12 protein-coding genes are annotated in these 16723 nt (G+C 62.4%); 5 read left to right on the forward strand and 7 right to left on the reverse strand.

Annotated elements, in window-relative coordinates; translation table 11 throughout:
* Positions 1 to 44 precede the first annotated feature (44 nt).
* Positions 45 to 563 (reverse strand): SixA phosphatase family protein, encoded by a 519-nt coding sequence (locus AC070A_RS31960; protein WP_113737231.1) that lies wholly within the window; start codon positions 561 to 563, stop codon positions 45 to 47.
* Positions 564 to 979: 416 nt separating this feature from the next.
* Between AC070A_RS31960 and dksA the strand changes: the two genes are divergently transcribed.
* On the forward strand, positions 980 to 1399 hold the full coding sequence (gene dksA / locus AC070A_RS31965) for an RNA polymerase-binding protein DksA (RefSeq protein WP_034794589.1): 420 nt from the start codon (positions 980 to 982) through the stop codon (positions 1397 to 1399).
* 128 nt (positions 1400 to 1527) lie between these two features.
* Here the strand turns inward: dksA and AC070A_RS31970 are convergent, their stop codons facing one another.
* Entirely contained in the window at positions 1528 to 2529 is a 1002-nt protein-coding gene (locus tag AC070A_RS31970) for a flagellar biosynthetic protein FliO (RefSeq protein ID WP_113737230.1), read from the reverse strand.
* A gap of 264 nt (positions 2530 to 2793) precedes the next feature.
* Between AC070A_RS31970 and cckA the strand changes: the two genes are divergently transcribed.
* The gene (gene cckA / locus AC070A_RS31975; RefSeq protein WP_113737229.1) at positions 2794 to 5421 is read left to right on the forward strand and encodes a cell cycle histidine kinase CckA; all 2628 of its coding nucleotides are present in this window, start codon (positions 2794 to 2796) and stop codon (positions 5419 to 5421) included.
* A gap of 153 nt (positions 5422 to 5574) precedes the next feature.
* Here the strand turns inward: cckA and AC070A_RS31980 are convergent, their stop codons facing one another.
* Entirely contained in the window at positions 5575 to 6504 is a 930-nt protein-coding gene (locus AC070A_RS31980; RefSeq protein ID WP_113737228.1) for a pseudouridine-5'-phosphate glycosidase, read from the reverse strand.
* Positions 6505 to 6535: 31 nt separating this feature from the next.
* Positions 6536 to 7483 carry a carbohydrate kinase family protein gene (locus AC070A_RS31985; RefSeq protein WP_113737227.1) on the reverse strand — a complete coding sequence of 316 codons (948 nt, stop codon included), beginning with the start codon at positions 7481 to 7483 and terminating at the stop codon, positions 6536 to 6538.
* Between the two features lie 320 nt (positions 7484 to 7803).
* Between AC070A_RS31985 and recA the strand changes: the two genes are divergently transcribed.
* On the forward strand, positions 7804 to 8895 hold the full coding sequence (gene recA, locus AC070A_RS31990) for a recombinase RecA (protein WP_057248921.1): 1092 nt from the start codon (positions 7804 to 7806) through the stop codon (positions 8893 to 8895).
* A 228-nt stretch (positions 8896 to 9123) separates the two neighbouring features.
* The gene (alaS, locus tag AC070A_RS31995) at positions 9124 to 11787 is read left to right on the forward strand and encodes an alanine--tRNA ligase (protein WP_218373997.1); all 2664 of its coding nucleotides are present in this window, start codon (positions 9124 to 9126) and stop codon (positions 11785 to 11787) included.
* Positions 11788 to 11883: 96 nt separating this feature from the next.
* Here alaS and AC070A_RS32000 read toward each other — a convergent pair whose 3' ends face one another.
* Positions 11884 to 13542 (reverse strand): SulP family inorganic anion transporter, encoded by a 1659-nt coding sequence (locus tag AC070A_RS32000; protein WP_113737225.1) that lies wholly within the window; start codon positions 13540 to 13542, stop codon positions 11884 to 11886.
* Positions 13543 to 13734: 192 nt separating this feature from the next.
* Between AC070A_RS32000 and AC070A_RS32005 the strand changes: the two genes are divergently transcribed.
* Positions 13735 to 14586 carry an AraC family transcriptional regulator gene (locus AC070A_RS32005; protein ID WP_113737224.1) on the forward strand — a complete coding sequence of 284 codons (852 nt, stop codon included), beginning with the start codon at positions 13735 to 13737 and terminating at the stop codon, positions 14584 to 14586.
* Between the two features lie 237 nt (positions 14587 to 14823).
* Here the strand turns inward: AC070A_RS32005 and AC070A_RS32010 are convergent, their stop codons facing one another.
* A complete protein-coding gene (locus tag AC070A_RS32010; RefSeq protein WP_113737223.1) occupies positions 14824 to 15303 on the reverse strand; it encodes a GNAT family N-acetyltransferase in 480 nt (159 codons plus the stop codon).
* 114 nt (positions 15304 to 15417) lie between these two features.
* Positions 15418 to 16632 (reverse strand): NADP-dependent isocitrate dehydrogenase, encoded by a 1215-nt coding sequence (locus AC070A_RS32015; protein WP_057248926.1) that lies wholly within the window; start codon positions 16630 to 16632, stop codon positions 15418 to 15420.
* Between the last annotated feature and the right edge of the window lie 91 nt (positions 16633 to 16723).

The raw sequence follows: 16723 nt of genomic DNA on the forward strand, positions 1-16723 counted from the left end.
ATAGGCAATATTTCCCCGGTCGCAACGAGGACCCGGCAATTCTTCTATTGGTTGGGCAGCAGGATCGAGACCAATGTCGCGACCGCTGCGCCATCTTTCGGCGCGACGGCGGGCAGGTCGAGGATCGAAAGCCCCGCCGGCGGATAACCGTAGGCAAACGCCTCACGCGCGGCGTCGTCTCCGACCAGCCGGTGAAGCAATTGCTCGATCATCGGGTTGTGCCCGACCAGCATCAGCGAATTCAGATGCCGATGGGCGTCGATGAGGTCGAAGTAGACCGTTGCCGGTCCCGAATAGAGTGCATCGATGTAACGAATATTGAGACTTTCGCTGACGGTGCGAAAGAACGGTTCGGCGGTTTCGCGGCAGCGCACGGCGGTGGAACAGAGGATGCGCTCGGGGCGGATGCCCCGGTCGGCAGCCATCTGCGCGAGCCGTTCCGCATCGACATAACCGACCTCGTCCAGCGCCCGGTCGAAGTCGCGTTGCCCGGGCAACGCCCAGCCGGAACGCGCGTGCCGCAGAAGGTAAAGGCGAAGGGCCTTGGGGGCGCTGTCTTGCATCGAGCGGTTTCCGGTGGCTGCCTGTCGCTTGTGGCGGCAGGGTCGAATGGTGTTGTCCGGGCACAGCTTGCGCGTCGCCCGGCAGACCTCCACCTTTTCCCTCGGGAACCGCAAAGATCAAGCTGCCGGTTGCTTTTTTCCGGGGATCGGCAAGCTGCTGCGCTTTGCCGCGGTCGCGATCAGGCGATCCAATGACGCAAACACATCAGTCTCACTTTTCAGCGAGGACGGCCGGACGCAGCGGTACGTACAAGCAGGAATTCAAGTTCCAATGTGTAATTTTGATGAAATATTCGTCAGTTAGCCTGAATCGCGAGCAATATTAAAATACGGTTGAGTGCCTGTTCCGAGGCTTGAATCGAGGCTTCCATAGGTCTATACAGCGCCGCAATGAGATGTTCTTCAGGAGAATCGCGTTGAGTGAGAAGATCGATCTTAGTACCTTCGTCCTATCCGAGGACGATGAATTCATGAATGCCAACCACCGGGCGTATTTCCGGGCCAAGTTGAATGCTTGGAAAAATGACATCCTTCGTGAGGCACGCGAGACACTGGATCACTTGGCAGAGGAGAGCGCCAATCATCCTGATCTCGCGGACAGGGCTTCTTCCGAAACGGATCGGGCAATTGAGCTCAGAGCCCGAGACCGTCAGCGCAAGCTGATCTCCAAGATCGACGCGGCGCTGCAACGGCTCGATGAAGGCACCTACGGCTACTGCGAAGAGACCGGTGAGCCAATCGGCCTGAAGCGGCTGGACGCACGGCCAATCGCAACCCTGTCGATCGAGGCGCAAGAGCGTCACGAGCGTCGGGAAAAGGTCTACCGGGACGAATAAGATATCCGACTATCGGAACTGTCTGAAAAAAGGCGCGGCTCAAACCGCGCCTTTTTCTTTTGGACCGATTGCTTACCAAGGCTGGACCGCTTCGCGATGCTCAGCGGCGTCACCCGTGAGCGGGGAAGCTATGGCTTCCGGCCGGCCGAGATATCGGCCAGCATGCGGTTCATCTCTTCTTCGATGGTCGGTTCCTTGCGGCCGCCTTCAGCGCCGGGCGCGCCAAGCGTAGGCTCCTGACGGCCGGATGGTGCCAGGGAGCGGCTCTCCGGTGCCACCATGTTCGTGGAGGCAACGGTGCCTGGGCTCGGTACTGTGGCCGGGCCAAGACGCTGCAGGTCGCCGCTGATCTCCGCATCGAGCAGGCGCTCGAAATCCGTGAGAGCAGTGGCCGGCGCCGGCTGGGGCTGCTGGATGGTGGGGGCCGGGCGCTGCAACTGCACGGGTTGTACGGGGATTGGCTGCGCCTGGACTTGCTGGACCGCCGGTGCGGACCTGTTTATGGCGATTTCGAAGTTCGACTGGGGCGCCGAAGCGGCCGTGACAGCCGGGATTTCCGGAGCCTGCTGCACGGACGGACGGACAGGCGGACGTTGTTCGGCCGCAAGGACGGGTGCGGCGACCGGGCGCTGCTCCACGACAACGCGCGGCGGCGCGGCCGGCTCGATACGGGTGACCGGTTGTTCCTCCGGTTGGGCAACGGGGCGGATCGGCGTGACGGCGGCGACGGTTTCAGCTTCAAGTGAAGGTGCGGCTTGTTGCGGCAGCTCCCGCGTTGCTGGCCGGCTGTCCACTGCCAGCGGTTCCTCAATCTTGCGCTCCGCGACGGCCGCGCGCTCCTCAGGCGCACCGATCCGGCTCTCGATGACGATATCTGTCGGGCCGCCGATCATGATCAGATGCTCGACATCATCGCGGCGCACGAGCACCAGGCGGCGACGGGTGTCGACGGCAGCAGCATCGAGCACGGCAAGGCGCGGCTGGCGGTTCTTGCCGCCGCGAATGAAGGGCGAGGAGGGGCGGTTACGCATGATCCAGAGCACGGCCACGAGGCAGAGAAGTCCGATCGCGACGGCTGCGGCGGCGATGACGAACCGGCTGCCATTGTCTGCGATGATCGTTTCCATCATAGGCTGAACTCCTTCTGCCTTTCGAGTGCCAGTATTTGACGGCTTTTTTCGGGCCCGGACAAGGACTTCGCCGACATTCCCTGTGAATTGGCTGCAATGCTTCCGCCGAGGTGCTTTTTGCTGTTATCTCTGATTGTTAAAGATGATTCTTGTCCGAATGATCGAGGGCGTATCGGGAATGACCAATTTCGCCCGGCGGATTACGCGGATACCGGCCGGAAGTGCCGGCCCGCGCGCGCGGTGCCGGCCGCATAAGAGGATCCGATGACGAAATTGCGGCAGTCAGGCGACTACCAGATGCCGGTTGTTGACCGTGGCGTCAGGCCAGGCACCGTGCTGCGGATCGTTCTGCTCGCGATCGTCCTCACCGTGTCAGCCATCGCCTTCGTGATCTTCAAGAACGAGATGGAAAACGAGATCGTTCTCGGCATCCTCGGCGTTCTTGCCATGGTAGGCATCTTCTTCCTCGTCTCCTCCGTGATCGGTTTCATCGAGGTTATGCCGCAGTCGCGCCCGGACGAACTGGCGCGCGCCTTTCTCGATGCCCATGAGGACGGCACGATCGTCACCGACCGCAAGGGCCGGATCATCTACGCCAACGCCGCCTATGGCGCGCTGACGGGTGCCAAGAGTGCCGCCGGCATCCAGTCGCTGGAAACCATCCTGTCGCGCAATCGCGAGGCGACGGAAGCGATCTACCGGCTGACGAACGGTCTGCACGAGGGCAAGCAGGGGCATGAGGAATTCCGCCTGCTGAAGCCGCTCGCGACCAGCACCTCCAGTGGCTCCGGCGCCCATTGGTTCCGGCTGAAGGCGCGGGTGTTGCCGCTCGAAGACAGCGAGCGCAACCCGCTCTATCTCTGGCAGATTGCCGACATTACAGCCGAACGTGACGACCAGGAACGTTTCTTCAAGGAACTGCAGAACGCGATCGACTATCTCGACCACGCGCCGGCCGGCTTCTTCTCCGCCGGGCGCAAGGGCGAGATCTTCTACATCAATGCCACGCTCGCCGATTGGCTCGGCATCGACCTGACCAAGTTCCAGCCAGGGTCGATCAGCATCGGCGACCTGGTGGCCGGCGAGGGGTTGACGCTGGTTCAGGCCGTGCAGGCGGAGCCTGGCCTGAAGAAGACCAAGATGCTCGACCTCGATCTGCGCAAGCTGAACGGCCAGAGCCTGCCGGTGCGCATGATCCACCGCGTCTCCTCGACGCGCGACGGGGCACCCGGCGAAAGCCGCACCATCGTCATGTCGCGCGAAGGCGGCGAGGACAACGAGCAATCGGCGTCGAGCGCGGCAATGCGCTTTACCCGCTTCTTCAACAATACGCCGATGGCGATCGCCTCCGTCGATGGCAATGGCCGGATACTGCGCACCAACGCGCCGTTCCTGAAGCTCTTCTCCGGCCTCGTCTCGCAGGACGACGTCGAGCGCGGGGCGCTGATCGAAGCCGTGGTGCACGAAACCGAAAAGGGCCGACTGCACGAGGCGCTGGCGGCAGCCAAGGACCGGCAGGGTGACATCGCGCCGATCGATGCGCTGCACCCGAAGGATGGCGAGCGCCACTTCCGCTTCTATATCAACGCCGTGATCGACCAGAGCGATCAATCGCCAGAGGAAGCGGCAATCATCCATGCGCTTGAAATCACCGAGCAGAAGGCGCTCGAGAACCAGATGGCGCAGACCCAGAAGATGAACGCCGTGGGCACGCTCGCCGGCGGCATCGCGCACGACTTCAACAACGTGCTGACGGCGATCCTGCTGTCGTCCGACCACCTGCTTCTGTCGGCCCGTACGGCAGATCCGAGCTTTGCCGATCTCATGGAGATCAAGCGCAACGCCAACCGCGCTGCGGTGCTTGTGCGCCAATTGCTCGCCTTCTCGCGCAAGCAGACGATGCGGCCGACGGTGCTCAATATGACGGATGTGATCGGTGACCTGCGCATGCTGGTCGACCGCATGACCGGAACCAACGTCAAGGTCGAGGTGGACTATGGCCGCGATCTCTGGCCGGTCAAGAGCGATCTCGGCCAGTTCGAACAGGTGCTGCTGAACCTGGCGGTCAATGCCCGCGATGCAATGCCGGAGGGCGGCACGATCACCCTTCGGACGCGCAACCTGCCTGCCGCCGAGGTTGCGTCCTTCGGACGACGCGAGTTGCCGGACGACGATTTCGTGATGGTCGAGGTCGCCGACCAGGGGACCGGCATCCCGCCTGAGATCCTCGACAAGATTTTCGAGCCGTTCTTCACCACCAAGGAAGTCGGCAAGGGCACTGGTCTCGGCCTGTCGATGGTCTATGGCATCATCAAGCAGTCGGGCGGTTACATCTATCCGGAATCGGAAGTCGGCAAGGGTACGACCTTCCGCATCCTGCTGCCGCGCCACATCGAGGTGCCGGTAGCGGTCGAAGAGACCAACCCGGCGGCGACAGAAACGGCGGAGGCGGCTCCGGCGCGGGTAGCGCAGACAATTGCAGCACCGGCGGCAAAGACCGAGGAGCCGGCCGATCTCACCGGGGATTCGGCCGTCGTCCTGCTTGTCGAGGACGAGGAGGCGGTACGCCGCGGCGGCAAGCGCATGCTGGAAACGCGCGGCTACACAGTCTACGAGGCGGGCTCCGGCGTCGAAGCGCTCGATATCATGGAAGAGCTCGATGGCGCGGTGGATATCGTCGTTTCCGACGTGGTGATGCCGGAGATGGACGGGCCGACGCTGCTGACCGAGCTGCGCAAAAAGTACCCGGACCTGAAGTTCATTTTCGTTTCCGGCTATGCCGAAGACGCCTTTGCCCGCAACCTGCCGGCCGACGCGAAATTCGGCTTCCTGCCGAAGCCGTTCTCGCTGAAGCAGCTCGCAGTCTCCGTGCGCGAAATGCTCGATTCTTAAAGCGCGTCGCTATCGCAAAACCGCTGCGCACGTTTGCGCGACGCTTTGGGTCACCGATCTGACACGCTGAAATCGCAAACGCGATGGAATCTTGGAAATGAAAAAGCCCGGCGCTTGAGTTGCCGGGCTTTTTCGTCTGGTATCCTATCGGAATTACTTCGTGTTGAGCGCGACCGCGATCTCGCCGGCAAGGCGCGCATTGTTCTCGACCAGCGCGATGTTGGTCTCGAGGCTGCGGCCTTCGGTCATGTGGAAGAGATTGTCGAGCAGGTAAGGCGTGACGGCCTTGCCGGTGATCTCGTCGCTCTCGGCATTGTCGAGCGCGCGGGTGATGTAGATTTCCATCTCTTCGCGCGGGATTTCGCTTTCTTCCGGCACCGGATTGGCGACCAGCATGCCGCCGTCGACGCCGAGCAGTTCGCGCATGTTCTGGAAGTTGGCGATCGCCGCCGGGCTGTTCAGCATCAGCGGGCTCTTGAGGCCGCTGTCGCGCGACCAGAAGGCCGGGAAGACTTCGCTGTCGTAGGTGACGACAGGGACACCGCGGGTTTCGAGCACTTCGAGCGTCTTCGGAATGTCGAGGATCGCCTTGGCGCCGGCGCAGACGACGATGACGCCGGTGCGGGCAAGTTCGTCGAGGTCGGCGGAGACGTCGAAGCTGAGTTCGGCGCCGCGGTGCACGCCACCGATGCCGCCGGTCGCAAAGACGCGAATGCCGGCGCGGGCAGCGGCAATCATCGTCGCGGCAACGGTCGTTGCGCCCGTGCGGCGCTCGGCGATCGCGAACGCGAGGTCGGCGCGCGAGACCTTCATCGCACCTTCCGTCTTCGCCAACTCCTCGAGCTTGGCGTCATCAAGGCCGATATGCAGCACGCCATGGATGACGGCGATCGTTGCCGGCACGGCACCCTGTTCGCGGATGATCGCTTCGACGCTGCGGGCCATGTTCAGATTGCCGGGATAGGGCATGCCATGGGTGATGATGGTCGATTCCAGCGCCACGATCGGCGCGCCACGCGCCTTGGCGGCTGCGACCTCGTCGGAATATGCCATCGGCAGGGAGGGAGAAGCGGGTTTGGTCATGGTCTTTCCTTGGGAGTTCTGCTGGCAATTGTCATGACAGCATTTGGGGCGTGGGCACAAGAGCCAGCGCCTGTTCGAGATTGGCCGCGGACATCTCTTCGGATGCGGCCAAGGGAGAGCGCAATGTGATTCCGGCGGCTGCGATGCCGTGCCGCAGGCACTCGGTCAGATTGCAGCCGGCGAGGCGCGCGGAGAGGAAGCCGGAGGCAAGCGCATCACCGGCGCCGGTCACGTCGGCCAGTGCCGGGAGCGCCGGCGGAACGGCAACGCAGATGCTGTCGCCATCGAAGGCGACGACCGCGCGGCCGCCGCGTGTGACCACGCCGCCATTGAGGCCTGCGCTTCTCAAAAGCGCCGGCCATGCTTCCGCCTCGGCCGCATCCTTGCCGGTCAGCGCCCGTGCCTCGGATTCATTCATGAACAGGAAGGAGAGATGCGGGAGGCATGGCCGGTAGCGGATGACCTTGGCAGGCGAAACGGCAATGCCGGCGACGAGGCGCCCGTTGCCTGCGGCCGACTGGACCAGCGCGGCGATCGTTTCCTCCGGCAGGTTGGCATCCGTCAGCACAAGCTTGCTCGTGGCGACGACATCGCGGAGCGCCCGGCGTTGCAATTGTCGCGGCGAGAACAGCCGGTAGAGTTCCATGTCGGCAAGCGCGATCACCAGATTTCCGTCGTTTTCAAGGATCGCGGTGTAGCTCGGTGTCTGGCGATCGAGAAAGGTGAGGGGGCTGTCGATGACCCCTGCTGCGGCCGCCGCCGCCGTCACCATCTCACCGGCGGCATCGCCGCCGCGGGTGCTGACCATGCGCACGCCATGGCCAAGGCGCGCAAGGTTGCGAGCCGCGTTGAAGCCGCCACCGCCAGCCTCTTCGAACCATGTTCCGGGATTGCTGGAACCCGGTGCGGTCGTTCCCGATATGCGGCCGCGCCTGTCGATATGCGCACCGCCGAAGACGGCGATTTCAGCTTCCGTCATGAATGTTCCTCTGCTTGGCCCATCGGCCGAAATATCTGTTGGCTTTCTGCAATGGCCGAGGTCCGAATTCCAAGGACCCATGCGCCCGATCTCTTCGTCTCAGGCGAATCGGCCAAGCCCTGAGGGGCAGGTTTGAAGACGTACTGCGCGCATTTGAGAACCTATGGTTTCAATCCGTGAACATGAAAAGAACAAAACCAAGATAATCATTGTTTTTCAATATATTGTCCTGCTCTTGCAAATGCGGAACAAAACATGTACAAAAACTCCTGCGGCGGCTTCATTGCCTCGGTAGCTTCAATAACCTAAAGGTGGACCAAATGGCACAAAACTCTTTGCGGCTCGTAGAGGACAAATCGGTGGATAAAAGCAAGGCACTTGAAGCGGCACTTTCCCAGATCGAACGGTCGTTCGGCAAGGGATCGATCATGAAGCTCGGTGGGAAGGACAGCATCATCGAGATCGAAACCGTCTCGACGGGTTCTCTCAGCCTCGACATCGCGCTCGGCATCGGCGGCCTGCCGAAGGGCCGCATCGTTGAAATTTACGGCCCGGAAAGCTCGGGTAAGACGACGCTGGCGCTGCAGACGATCGCCGAAGCACAGAAGAAGGGCGGCATCTGCGCCTTCGTCGATGCCGAACACGCGCTCGATCCGATCTATGCGCGCAAGCTCGGTGTCGATCTCGAAAACCTCCTGATCTCTCAGCCGGACACCGGCGAGCAGGCGCTTGAGATCACCGACACGCTGGTGCGCTCCGGTGCGATCGACGTTCTCGTCGTCGACTCCGTCGCAGCGCTCGTGCCGCGCGCCGAAATCGAAGGCGAAATGGGCGACAGCCTGCCGGGCATGCAGGCACGCCTGATGAGCCAGGCGCTGCGCAAGCTGACCGCGTCGATCTCCAAGTCGAACTGCATGGTCATCTTCATCAACCAGATCCGCATGAAGATCGGCGTCATGTTCGGTTCGCCGGAAACCACCACCGGCGGCAACGCGCTGAAGTTCTACGCCTCGGTCCGCCTCGACATCCGCCGCATCGGTTCGGTCAAGGAGCGCGAAGAGGTCGTCGGCAACCAGACCCGTGTCAAGGTCGTCAAGAACAAGATGGCGCCGCCCTTCAAGCAGGTCGAGTTCGACATCATGTATGGCGAAGGCGTTTCCAAGACCGGCGAACTCGTCGATCTCGGCGTCAAGGCCGGCATCGTCGAGAAATCCGGTGCCTGGTTCTCCTATAACAGCCAGCGCCTCGGCCAGGGCCGCGAGAACGCCAAGACGTTCCTGCGCGACAACCCGGACCTGGCGCGTGAGATCGAGACGGCGCTGCGCCAGAACGCCGGCCTGATCGCCGACCGGTTCCTCGAAAACGGCGGCCCGGAACCCGACGACGGCAGCGACGACGCCGCCGAGGCGTGAAACACCAGGAACTGAAGCTTCCGGAGAACCGGTCGTCCTATGACGGCCGGTTTTTTGTTGCCGTCTGGACAGTATGATACGTGAACGATAAAAGCCTTTGGTTCCGGCGACCGAGGGCGTTGGAGGGCGTGGCCATCATGGATGGCCACGGGGTTTAAGGACAATGGCTTAGTGGCGCGGCAGATGCCGGATCCGGGCCGGAATCGGTGCTTTAGAATAGGACGCAAGATGAGCGGCGTGAATGAAATCCGGTCGACCTTTCTCGACTATTTCCGCAGGAACGGTCATGAGGTCGTGTCGTCGAGCCCGTTGGTGCCGCGCAACGACCCGACATTGATGTTCACCAATGCCGGCATGGTGCAGTTCAAGAACGTCTTCACCGGCCTGGAGCAGCGTCCCTATTCGACGGCGGTGACCGCGCAGAAATGCGTGCGCGCCGGCGGCAAGCACAACGACCTCGACAATGTCGGCTACACCGCGCGCCATCACACCTTCTTCGAAATGCTCGGCAACTTCTCCTTTGGCGATTACTTCAAGGAAAACGCCATCGAGCTTGCCTGGAACCTGATCACCAAGGAATACGGCCTCGACGCCAAGCGCCTGCTGGTCACGGTCTACCACACCGACGACGAAGCCTTCGATCTCTGGAAGAAGATCGCCGGCTTCTCCGACGACCGCATCATCCGCATTCCGACGAGCGACAACTTCTGGGCCATGGGCGATACCGGGCCCTGCGGCCCGTGCTCGGAAATCTTCTACGACCATGGCGACCATATCTGGGGCGGACCTCCGGGCTCTGCCGACGAGGACGGTGATCGCTTCATCGAGATCTGGAACCTCGTCTTCATGCAGTACGAGCAGATCACCAAGGAAGAGCGGGTCAACCTGCCGCGTCCGTCGATCGACACCGGCATGGGCCTCGAGCGCCTGGCAGCGGTGCTGCAGGGCCAGCACGACAACTACGACATCGACCTTTTCCGCGCCCTGATCGCAGCTTCCGAGGAAGCAACCGGCGTCAAGGCCGAGGGCGACCAGCGCGCCAGCCATCGTGTCATTGCCGACCATCTGCGTTCGTCCGCTTTCCTGATTGCCGACGGCGTGCTGCCGTCGAACGAAGGCCGCGGTTACGTGCTGCGCCGCATCATGCGCCGCGCCATGCGCCACGCGCAATTGCTCGGTGCCCGGGATCCGTTGATGTGGAAGCTCTTGCCGGCGCTGGTCGGCCAGATGGGCCGCGCCTATCCGGAACTGATGCGCGCAGAAGCGCTGATCTCCGAGACGCTGAAGCTTGAGGAAACCCGCTTCCGCAAGACGCTGGAGCGCGGTCTGAACTTGCTTTCGGACGCATCTGCCGATCTCTCGGAAGGCGACCAGTTCAACGGCGAAACCGCCTTCAAGCTCTACGACACCTACGGCTTCCCGCTCGACCTGACCCAGGACGCCCTGCGCGCCAAGGGCATCACCGTCGATACCGACGCCTTCTCTGTCGCCATGGAGCGCCAGAAGGCCGAAGCCCGCGCCAACTGGGCCGGCTCGGGCGAAGCGGCGACCGAGACGATCTGGTTCGAGCTCAAGGAAAAGCACGGCGCCACCGACTTCCTCGGCTATGACACCGAGACCGCCGAAGGCGTGATCCAGGCGATCGTGCGCGACGGCGCCGTCGTCGCTTCGGCAGCCAAGGGCGACACGGTCCAGGTGGTGCTCAACCAGACGCCGTTCTACGGCGAATCGGGCGGCCAGATGGGCGACACCGGCACGATCACCACCGAAACCGGCAAGCTTGTCGTGACCGACACGCAGAAGCGCGGCGAGGGGCTCTTCGTTCATTTCGCGACCGTTGCTGAAGGTACGGTGAAGACCGGCGACGCCGCGCAGCTCGACGTCGACCATGCGCGCCGCTCGCGCCTGCGCGCCAACCACTCGGCAACCCACCTGCTGCATGAGGCGCTGCGCGAAGTGCTCGGCACCCATGTCGCCCAGAAGGGCTCGCTGGTAGCCCCGGAACGCCTGCGCTTCGACGTTTCGCATCCGAAGCCGATGACGGCGGAAGAGCTGAAGATCGTGGAGGAAATGGCCAACGAGATCATCGTGCAGAACACGCCGGTGACCACGCGCCTGATGAGCGTCGACGATGCGATCGCCGAAGGCGCGATGGCACTCTTTGGCGAGAAGTATGGCGACGAAGTGCGCGTCGTCTCGATGGGCCGCGGCATTCACGGTTCCAAGGCCAACCGCGCCTATTCCGTCGAGCTTTGCGGCGGTACCCACGTGTCGGCCACCGGTGACATCGGTCTCGTCCGTGTCGTTTCGGAAAGCGCAGTCGGCGCCGGCGTTCGCCGCATCGAGGCGCTGACCGGCGAAGCCGCACGCGCCTATCTCAACGAGCAGGACGAGCGCGTGAAGACACTCGCCAACACGCTGAAGGTTCAGCCGGGCGACGTGCTCGGCCGCGTCGAGGCGCTGCTCGACGAACGCCGCAAGCTGGAACGCGAACTGACCGAAGCCAAGAAGAAGCTGGCGCTCGGCGGTGGCGGCGAGGCGGGTTCCGCCGACGCAGCCCGCGACATCGCTGGCGTTCGTTTCCTCGGCAAGGTCGTCTCGGGCGTCGAGCCCAAGGATCTGAAGAGCCTTGCCGATGACGGCAAGAAGAGCCTCGGCTCTGGCGTCGTCGCTTTCGTCGGCGTGTCCGGCGATGGCAAGGCGAGTGCGGTCGTGGCCGTCACCGACGATCTGACTTCGAAGCTCAGCGCCGTCGACCTCGTCCGCGTCGCCTCCGCCGCACTCGGCGGCAAGGGTGGCGGCGGACGCCCCGACATGGCCCAGGCCGGCGGCCCGGACGGCGAGAAGGCAGCTGAGGCGATCGAGGCCGTGGCCGTTGCACTGGCCGGGTAACCGTCAAAGACAGAAACTAGAAGGGCGCCACTTCGGCGCCCTTTTTTGTTCGATGTCCTCAAATTGTTAGAAAACGTCGGCATCGCTCTGAATTCTCTATTCTTTCGTCGCACCGCGGATGTTGTCGAGCGCAAGTTCGATGGACGCAAACGTTGCGACACGTGGCTCGTGCACGTCGTGGCTCGCCAGCATGCGCCGGACTTGGTGCGAGGCGCCGGTAACGATGAAGCGCACGCCGGTCCGTTCGGCCTTTCGGACGGTGCCTTCGATCACGTTAGCCGCGGTCGAATCCATGAAAGGCACGTCGCTGCAATCAAGAATGAAGTTGCGGCGCTGGTCGGCAATCCGGTCCAGCACCGAGCCAACAGTTGCCGCTGAGCCGAAGAAGAAGACGCCGGAAATGTGATAGATCACCGTATCCGGGTCGTCGGCGGCAACGGGGTGTTCCTCGGCGCCATTTTCTTCCGCGCTGGATCCTGGGCGCTTCGCTTTGCCGATGGCGATGCTCTTGGCCATACGGTCGATGAAGAGAACGGCTCCAAGCGCGAAGCCGACGACGATACCTTCGGTCAGATCGCGAAAGACGACGATGGCAAAGGTGGCGAGCAGCACCACGGCATCGCCGCCTGATGATCGCAACAACGCCATGAAGGCCGGCTTCTCGACCATGTTCCAGGCGACGACCGCAAGCATGCCGGCAAGGGCTGCAAGTGGGATATAGCTTGCAAGTGGAGCAGCCACGAGCATGAAAGCGAGAAGGAAAGCCGCGTGCAGCATGCCCGACACCGGACTGGTGCCGCCGGCCCGCACATTCGTCGCCGTGCGTGCGATGGTGCCGGTGACGCAGATGCCGCCGAAGAGTGCCGAGCCGATGTTGGCAATGCCCTGGCCGATCAGTTCGACGCTGGAGCGATGACGCCGGCCGGTCATGCCGTCAGCGACGACGGCGGAAAGCAGGGATTCGATGGCTCCGAGCAGCGCGAACGAAACTGCATCCGGGAAGACCGCAGCGACCCGGTCGAAGGATAACGGCGGCAGCGCCGGCCTCGGCAGGCCGCCGGGGATGCCGCCAAAGCGGGTGCCGATCGTTTCGGTCGGCAGGTGTAACAGGGCGACGGCGACAGACGCGACGGCGATCGCGATCAGCATGCCCGGCCAATGCGGCCTCAGCTTGCGCAGGACGAAGATAACAGCAATCGTCAGTGCCGCGGTTGCCACGGTCGCCGGGTTGACCGTGTCGATCGCGGCAGCAAGGGCGGTGATCTTGTCGAGGAAGGGGCCGGGCTCATTGCCCTCAAGCGTGATCCCGAGAAGATCGCGCAGCTGGCTTGCGAAGATGATCACCGCGATGCCGGCGGTAAAGCCAACGGTGACGGGATAGGGAATGAACTTGATGTATTTGCCGAGCCGCAAATAGCCGGCAGCAATCAGCATCACCCCGGCCATCATCGTCGCCAGCAGGAGACCGTCGACGCCGTTGCGATTGACCGTGGCAGCGACCAGCACGATGAAGGCGCCAGCCGGACCGCCGATCTGGGAGCGGCTGCCGCCGAGGAAGGAGACAAGAAAGCCGCCGACAATGGCGGTATAGAGGCCGCGATCAGGCGTGACGCCCGATGCGATGGCGATCGCCATCGACAGGGGCAAGGCAACGATTGCGACAGTGAGGCCGGCGATCGCGTCGGCGCGCAGGCGGGCGCCGTCATATCCTTCAGTGAAAACGCTCACGATCTTCGGAACAAGAGTATCGGTCATCGGCTGGGCCTTCGGCCAGAAGAGTTCCGTATCCGGTGGATCCCGGGCGGAGCCTGCAAGAGGGCAATGACAATAGAGCTAGCTTGAGTCGCGGCGCTTGCAAAATTGTGGCGGTACGCCGGAGAAGTCCGCAGGATTTGTCAAATTGATCTATGGTCTACCGATCCGTGAGCAAAGCGCGAAAGGGTAGACATGGACGATCGGGTAGCGTGGGCGACCTATGAACGGCGCCTGCACAGGGTCAGCGACTACATTTATGGCCATCTCGACGGCGATCTCGACCTCGATCGTCTCTCCGAGATCGCCTGTCTGTCGCCGCACCACTGGCACCGCATCTATCGTGCGGTCCATGGCGAGACGCTGGCCGCAACCGTGAAGCGGCTGCGGCTGCAGCGGGCCTCGGCCGATCTCGCCCAGTCCGATCTTCCTGTCGAAGCGATCGCGCAGCGCTCTGGCTACCCCAATCTCCAATCCTTCAACCGCACCTTCAAGGGAGCTTACGGGCTGCCGCCGGCGCGCTACCGGAAGGAGGGCAGCCATGTCGCCTTTGAAACCGCGTCAACGGAAGGAATCCCTGATATGTATGAAGTCACCCTCAAGGAGGTCGAGGCCTTCGACCTCGTCGGCGTCGCCCATAGCGGCTCCTACATGGAGATCGGGCGGGCGTTCGAGACCCTCTACGGAACCTTGTTCTCGCGCCAGCTGTTCCGGCCGGACATGGAGATGATCGGCATCTACCTCGACGACCCGGAACTGGTGCCGACCGACAAGCTGCGCTCCTTCGCCTGCGTCAGCGCTCGCGAACAGATGCCGGTGGAGACGCCCCTGACACCGCAGCACCTTGACGGCGGCCGCTACGCCGTGCTGCGCCACAAGGGTCCCTATGCGGATATGCCGAAGGCTTACCAATGGCTCTACGGCACCTGGCTGCCACAGTCAGGTCGTGAGATCCGCGACAGCCTGATGTTCGAGAAATATCTCAACAATCCCCGCGAAGTGGCGCCGACGGAGCTGTTGAGCGAAATCTATCTGCCGCTGAAGTGAGGCTTGCAAGACGTCGGTGGTCGGTTGCGATCGGCGAAGTGGAACACCTCTGAACGGCCGACAAGGTTTCAAGCCTTGTCGGCCTTTTCCTGATGGCGCCTGCCGATCCAGGTGCAGACATCCGGCCACACAAACAAGAAGGGCCGGTTGAGCCGACCTCTCCTCGTCCGCCATTTTGCAGTGCCGGTACATCCGTGGCCAGCAATCGCATGCTATCGAGCCGTCGGCTTTCGCCCCTCACGGCCCGCAAGGCTTGATCAACTTGCTCATATTGATGCCGGTAACGCGAAAACCTGCGACATCGTAGACGTGTTTGGCACGTCGATTGTTCTCGGCGACACGCAGCTTTATCTGCTTGAAGCCTTTCGCTGAAAGCTCGGTTTCGAGCGCATTGAGGGCCTGCTTGGCGAAACCTTGCCCCTGCTGGCTGGCAAGGATGTGCAAATCGCTGATGAAGACCGAATGGCCGGCGAGGTCTGGTCTATACCAGAGGTAGCCTATGAGGCTGGAATCGGTCTCATTGATCACACAGAGCAGCACGTTGCCCGGCGTCTTCACGCCCTGCGGCAGATCTTGCGCGATTTCACGTCTTGCCTGCACCAGCGCGTCAGCGTCGGAAAAGCCGTAGTTGGCCGAAATTTCAATGGCGTAGTCCGGAATGAAATAGTCGAGATAGGCCGGGTATTCGCTATCAAGCATCGGTCTCAATGAGATCATCGGTCGTTCCCGTAAGGGCTTGCCGCCGCGGAGATCAGCTGAGCGACGGTGCTGGTAAAAAAGAAACCCGGCGCATGGCCGGGTTCCGTGTTTTTCGAAGTGTCTGGCGCCCTATCAGGCAGCCATGGCCTTCTGCAGGTTCTCGTCGATCTTGTCGAGGAAGCCGGTGGTCGAGAGCCACGGCTGATCGGGACCGATGAGCAGCGCCAGGTCCTTGGTCATGAAGCCGGATTCGACGGTGTCGACGCAAACCTTCTCAAGCGTGTCGGCGAACTTCGCGAGTTCGGCATTGCCGTCGAGCTTGGCGCGGTGCGCAAGGCCACGGGTCCAGGCGAAGATCGAGGCGATCGAGTTGGTCGAGGTTTCCTCGCCCTTCTGGTGCTGGCGGTAGTGGCGGGTAACCGTGCCGTGGGCAGCTTCGGCTTCGACCGTCTTGCCATCCGGCGTCATCAGAACCGAGGTCATCAGGCCGAGCGAGCCGAAGCCCTGGGCCACGATGTCCGACTGCACGTCGCCGTCGTAGTTCTTGCACGCCCAGACGTAACCGCCGGACCACTTCAGAGCGGAGGCGACCATGTCGTCGATCAGGCGGTGTTCGTACCAGATCTTCAGTTCCTTGAACTTCTCGGCGAATTCTTCCTCGAAGACCTTCTGGAAGATGTCCTTGAAGCGGCCGTCATAGACCTTGAGGATGGTGTTCTTGGTCGAGAGGTAGACCGGAACCTTGCGCTGGATGCCGTAGTTGAACGAAGCACGCGCGAATTCGGTGATCGAATCGTCGAGGTTGTACATGCCCATGGCAACACCGGCCGACGGTGCGTCGAAGACGTCGTATTCGATTTCCTTGCCGTCTTCACCGACGAACTTCATCGTCAGCTTGCCCTTGCCCGGGAACTTGAAGTCGGTGGCGCGGTACTGGTCGCCGAAGGCATGACGGCCGACGATGATCGGCTTGGTCCAGCCCGGAACCAGGCGCGGAACGTTCTTGCAGATGATCGGCTCGCGGAAGATGACGCCGCCGAGGATGTTGCGGATCGTGCCGTTCGGCGACTTCCACATCTTCTTCAGCTTGAATTCCTCGACGCGGGCTTCATCCGGCGTGATCGTGGCGCACTTGACGCCGACGCCGTGCTTCTTGATCGCGTTGGCGGCGTCGACCGTCACCTGGTCTTCGGTGGCATCGCGGTTTTCGACGCTGAGGTCGTAATATTCCAGATCGACGTCGAGGTAGGGATGGATCAGCTTGTCCTTGATGAACTGCCAGATGATGCGGGTCATCTCGTCGCCGTCGAGCTCGACGACCGGATTGGCGACCTTGATCTTTGCCATGAATATGCCTCGTAGCTTATGCGGGACAGCGGGAGCGATGTCCCTTCCTCTCTGAAAAATCCTGTGCCCTATAGCACTCAGAACCGGCAAG

It is taken from the genome of Ensifer sp. GW101-20A05 (genome assembly GCF_059424735.1).

Coding starts and splice junctions, on each gene's coding strand:
- AC070A_RS31985 (WP_113737227.1), bottom strand. CDS start 7,483: ATGACGGAAGCTGAAATCGCCGTCTTCGGCGGTGCGCATATCGACAGG.
- AC070A_RS31970 (WP_113737230.1), bottom strand. CDS start 2,529: ATGATGGAAACGATCATCGCAGACAATGGCAGCCGGTTCGTCATCGCC.
- AC070A_RS31960 (WP_113737231.1), bottom strand. CDS start 563: ATGCAAGACAGCGCCCCCAAGGCCCTTCGCCTTTACCTTCTGCGGCAC.
- AC070A_RS32010 (WP_113737223.1), bottom strand. CDS start 15,303: ATGATCTCATTGAGACCGATGCTTGATAGCGAATACCCGGCCTATCTC.
- AC070A_RS32000 (WP_113737225.1), bottom strand. CDS start 13,542: ATGACCGATACTCTTGTTCCGAAGATCGTGAGCGTTTTCACTGAAGGA.
- recA (WP_057248921.1), top strand. CDS start 7,804: ATGGCACAAAACTCTTTGCGGCTCGTAGAGGACAAATCGGTGGATAAA.
- alaS (WP_218373997.1), top strand. CDS start 9,124: ATGAGCGGCGTGAATGAAATCCGGTCGACCTTTCTCGACTATTTCCGC.
- AC070A_RS32015 (WP_057248926.1), bottom strand. CDS start 16,632: ATGGCAAAGATCAAGGTCGCCAATCCGGTCGTCGAGCTCGACGGCGAC.
- AC070A_RS31980 (WP_113737228.1), bottom strand. CDS start 6,504: ATGACCAAACCCGCTTCTCCCTCCCTGCCGATGGCATATTCCGACGAG.
- cckA (WP_113737229.1), top strand. CDS start 2,794: ATGACGAAATTGCGGCAGTCAGGCGACTACCAGATGCCGGTTGTTGAC.
- AC070A_RS32005 (WP_113737224.1), top strand. CDS start 13,735: ATGGACGATCGGGTAGCGTGGGCGACCTATGAACGGCGCCTGCACAGG.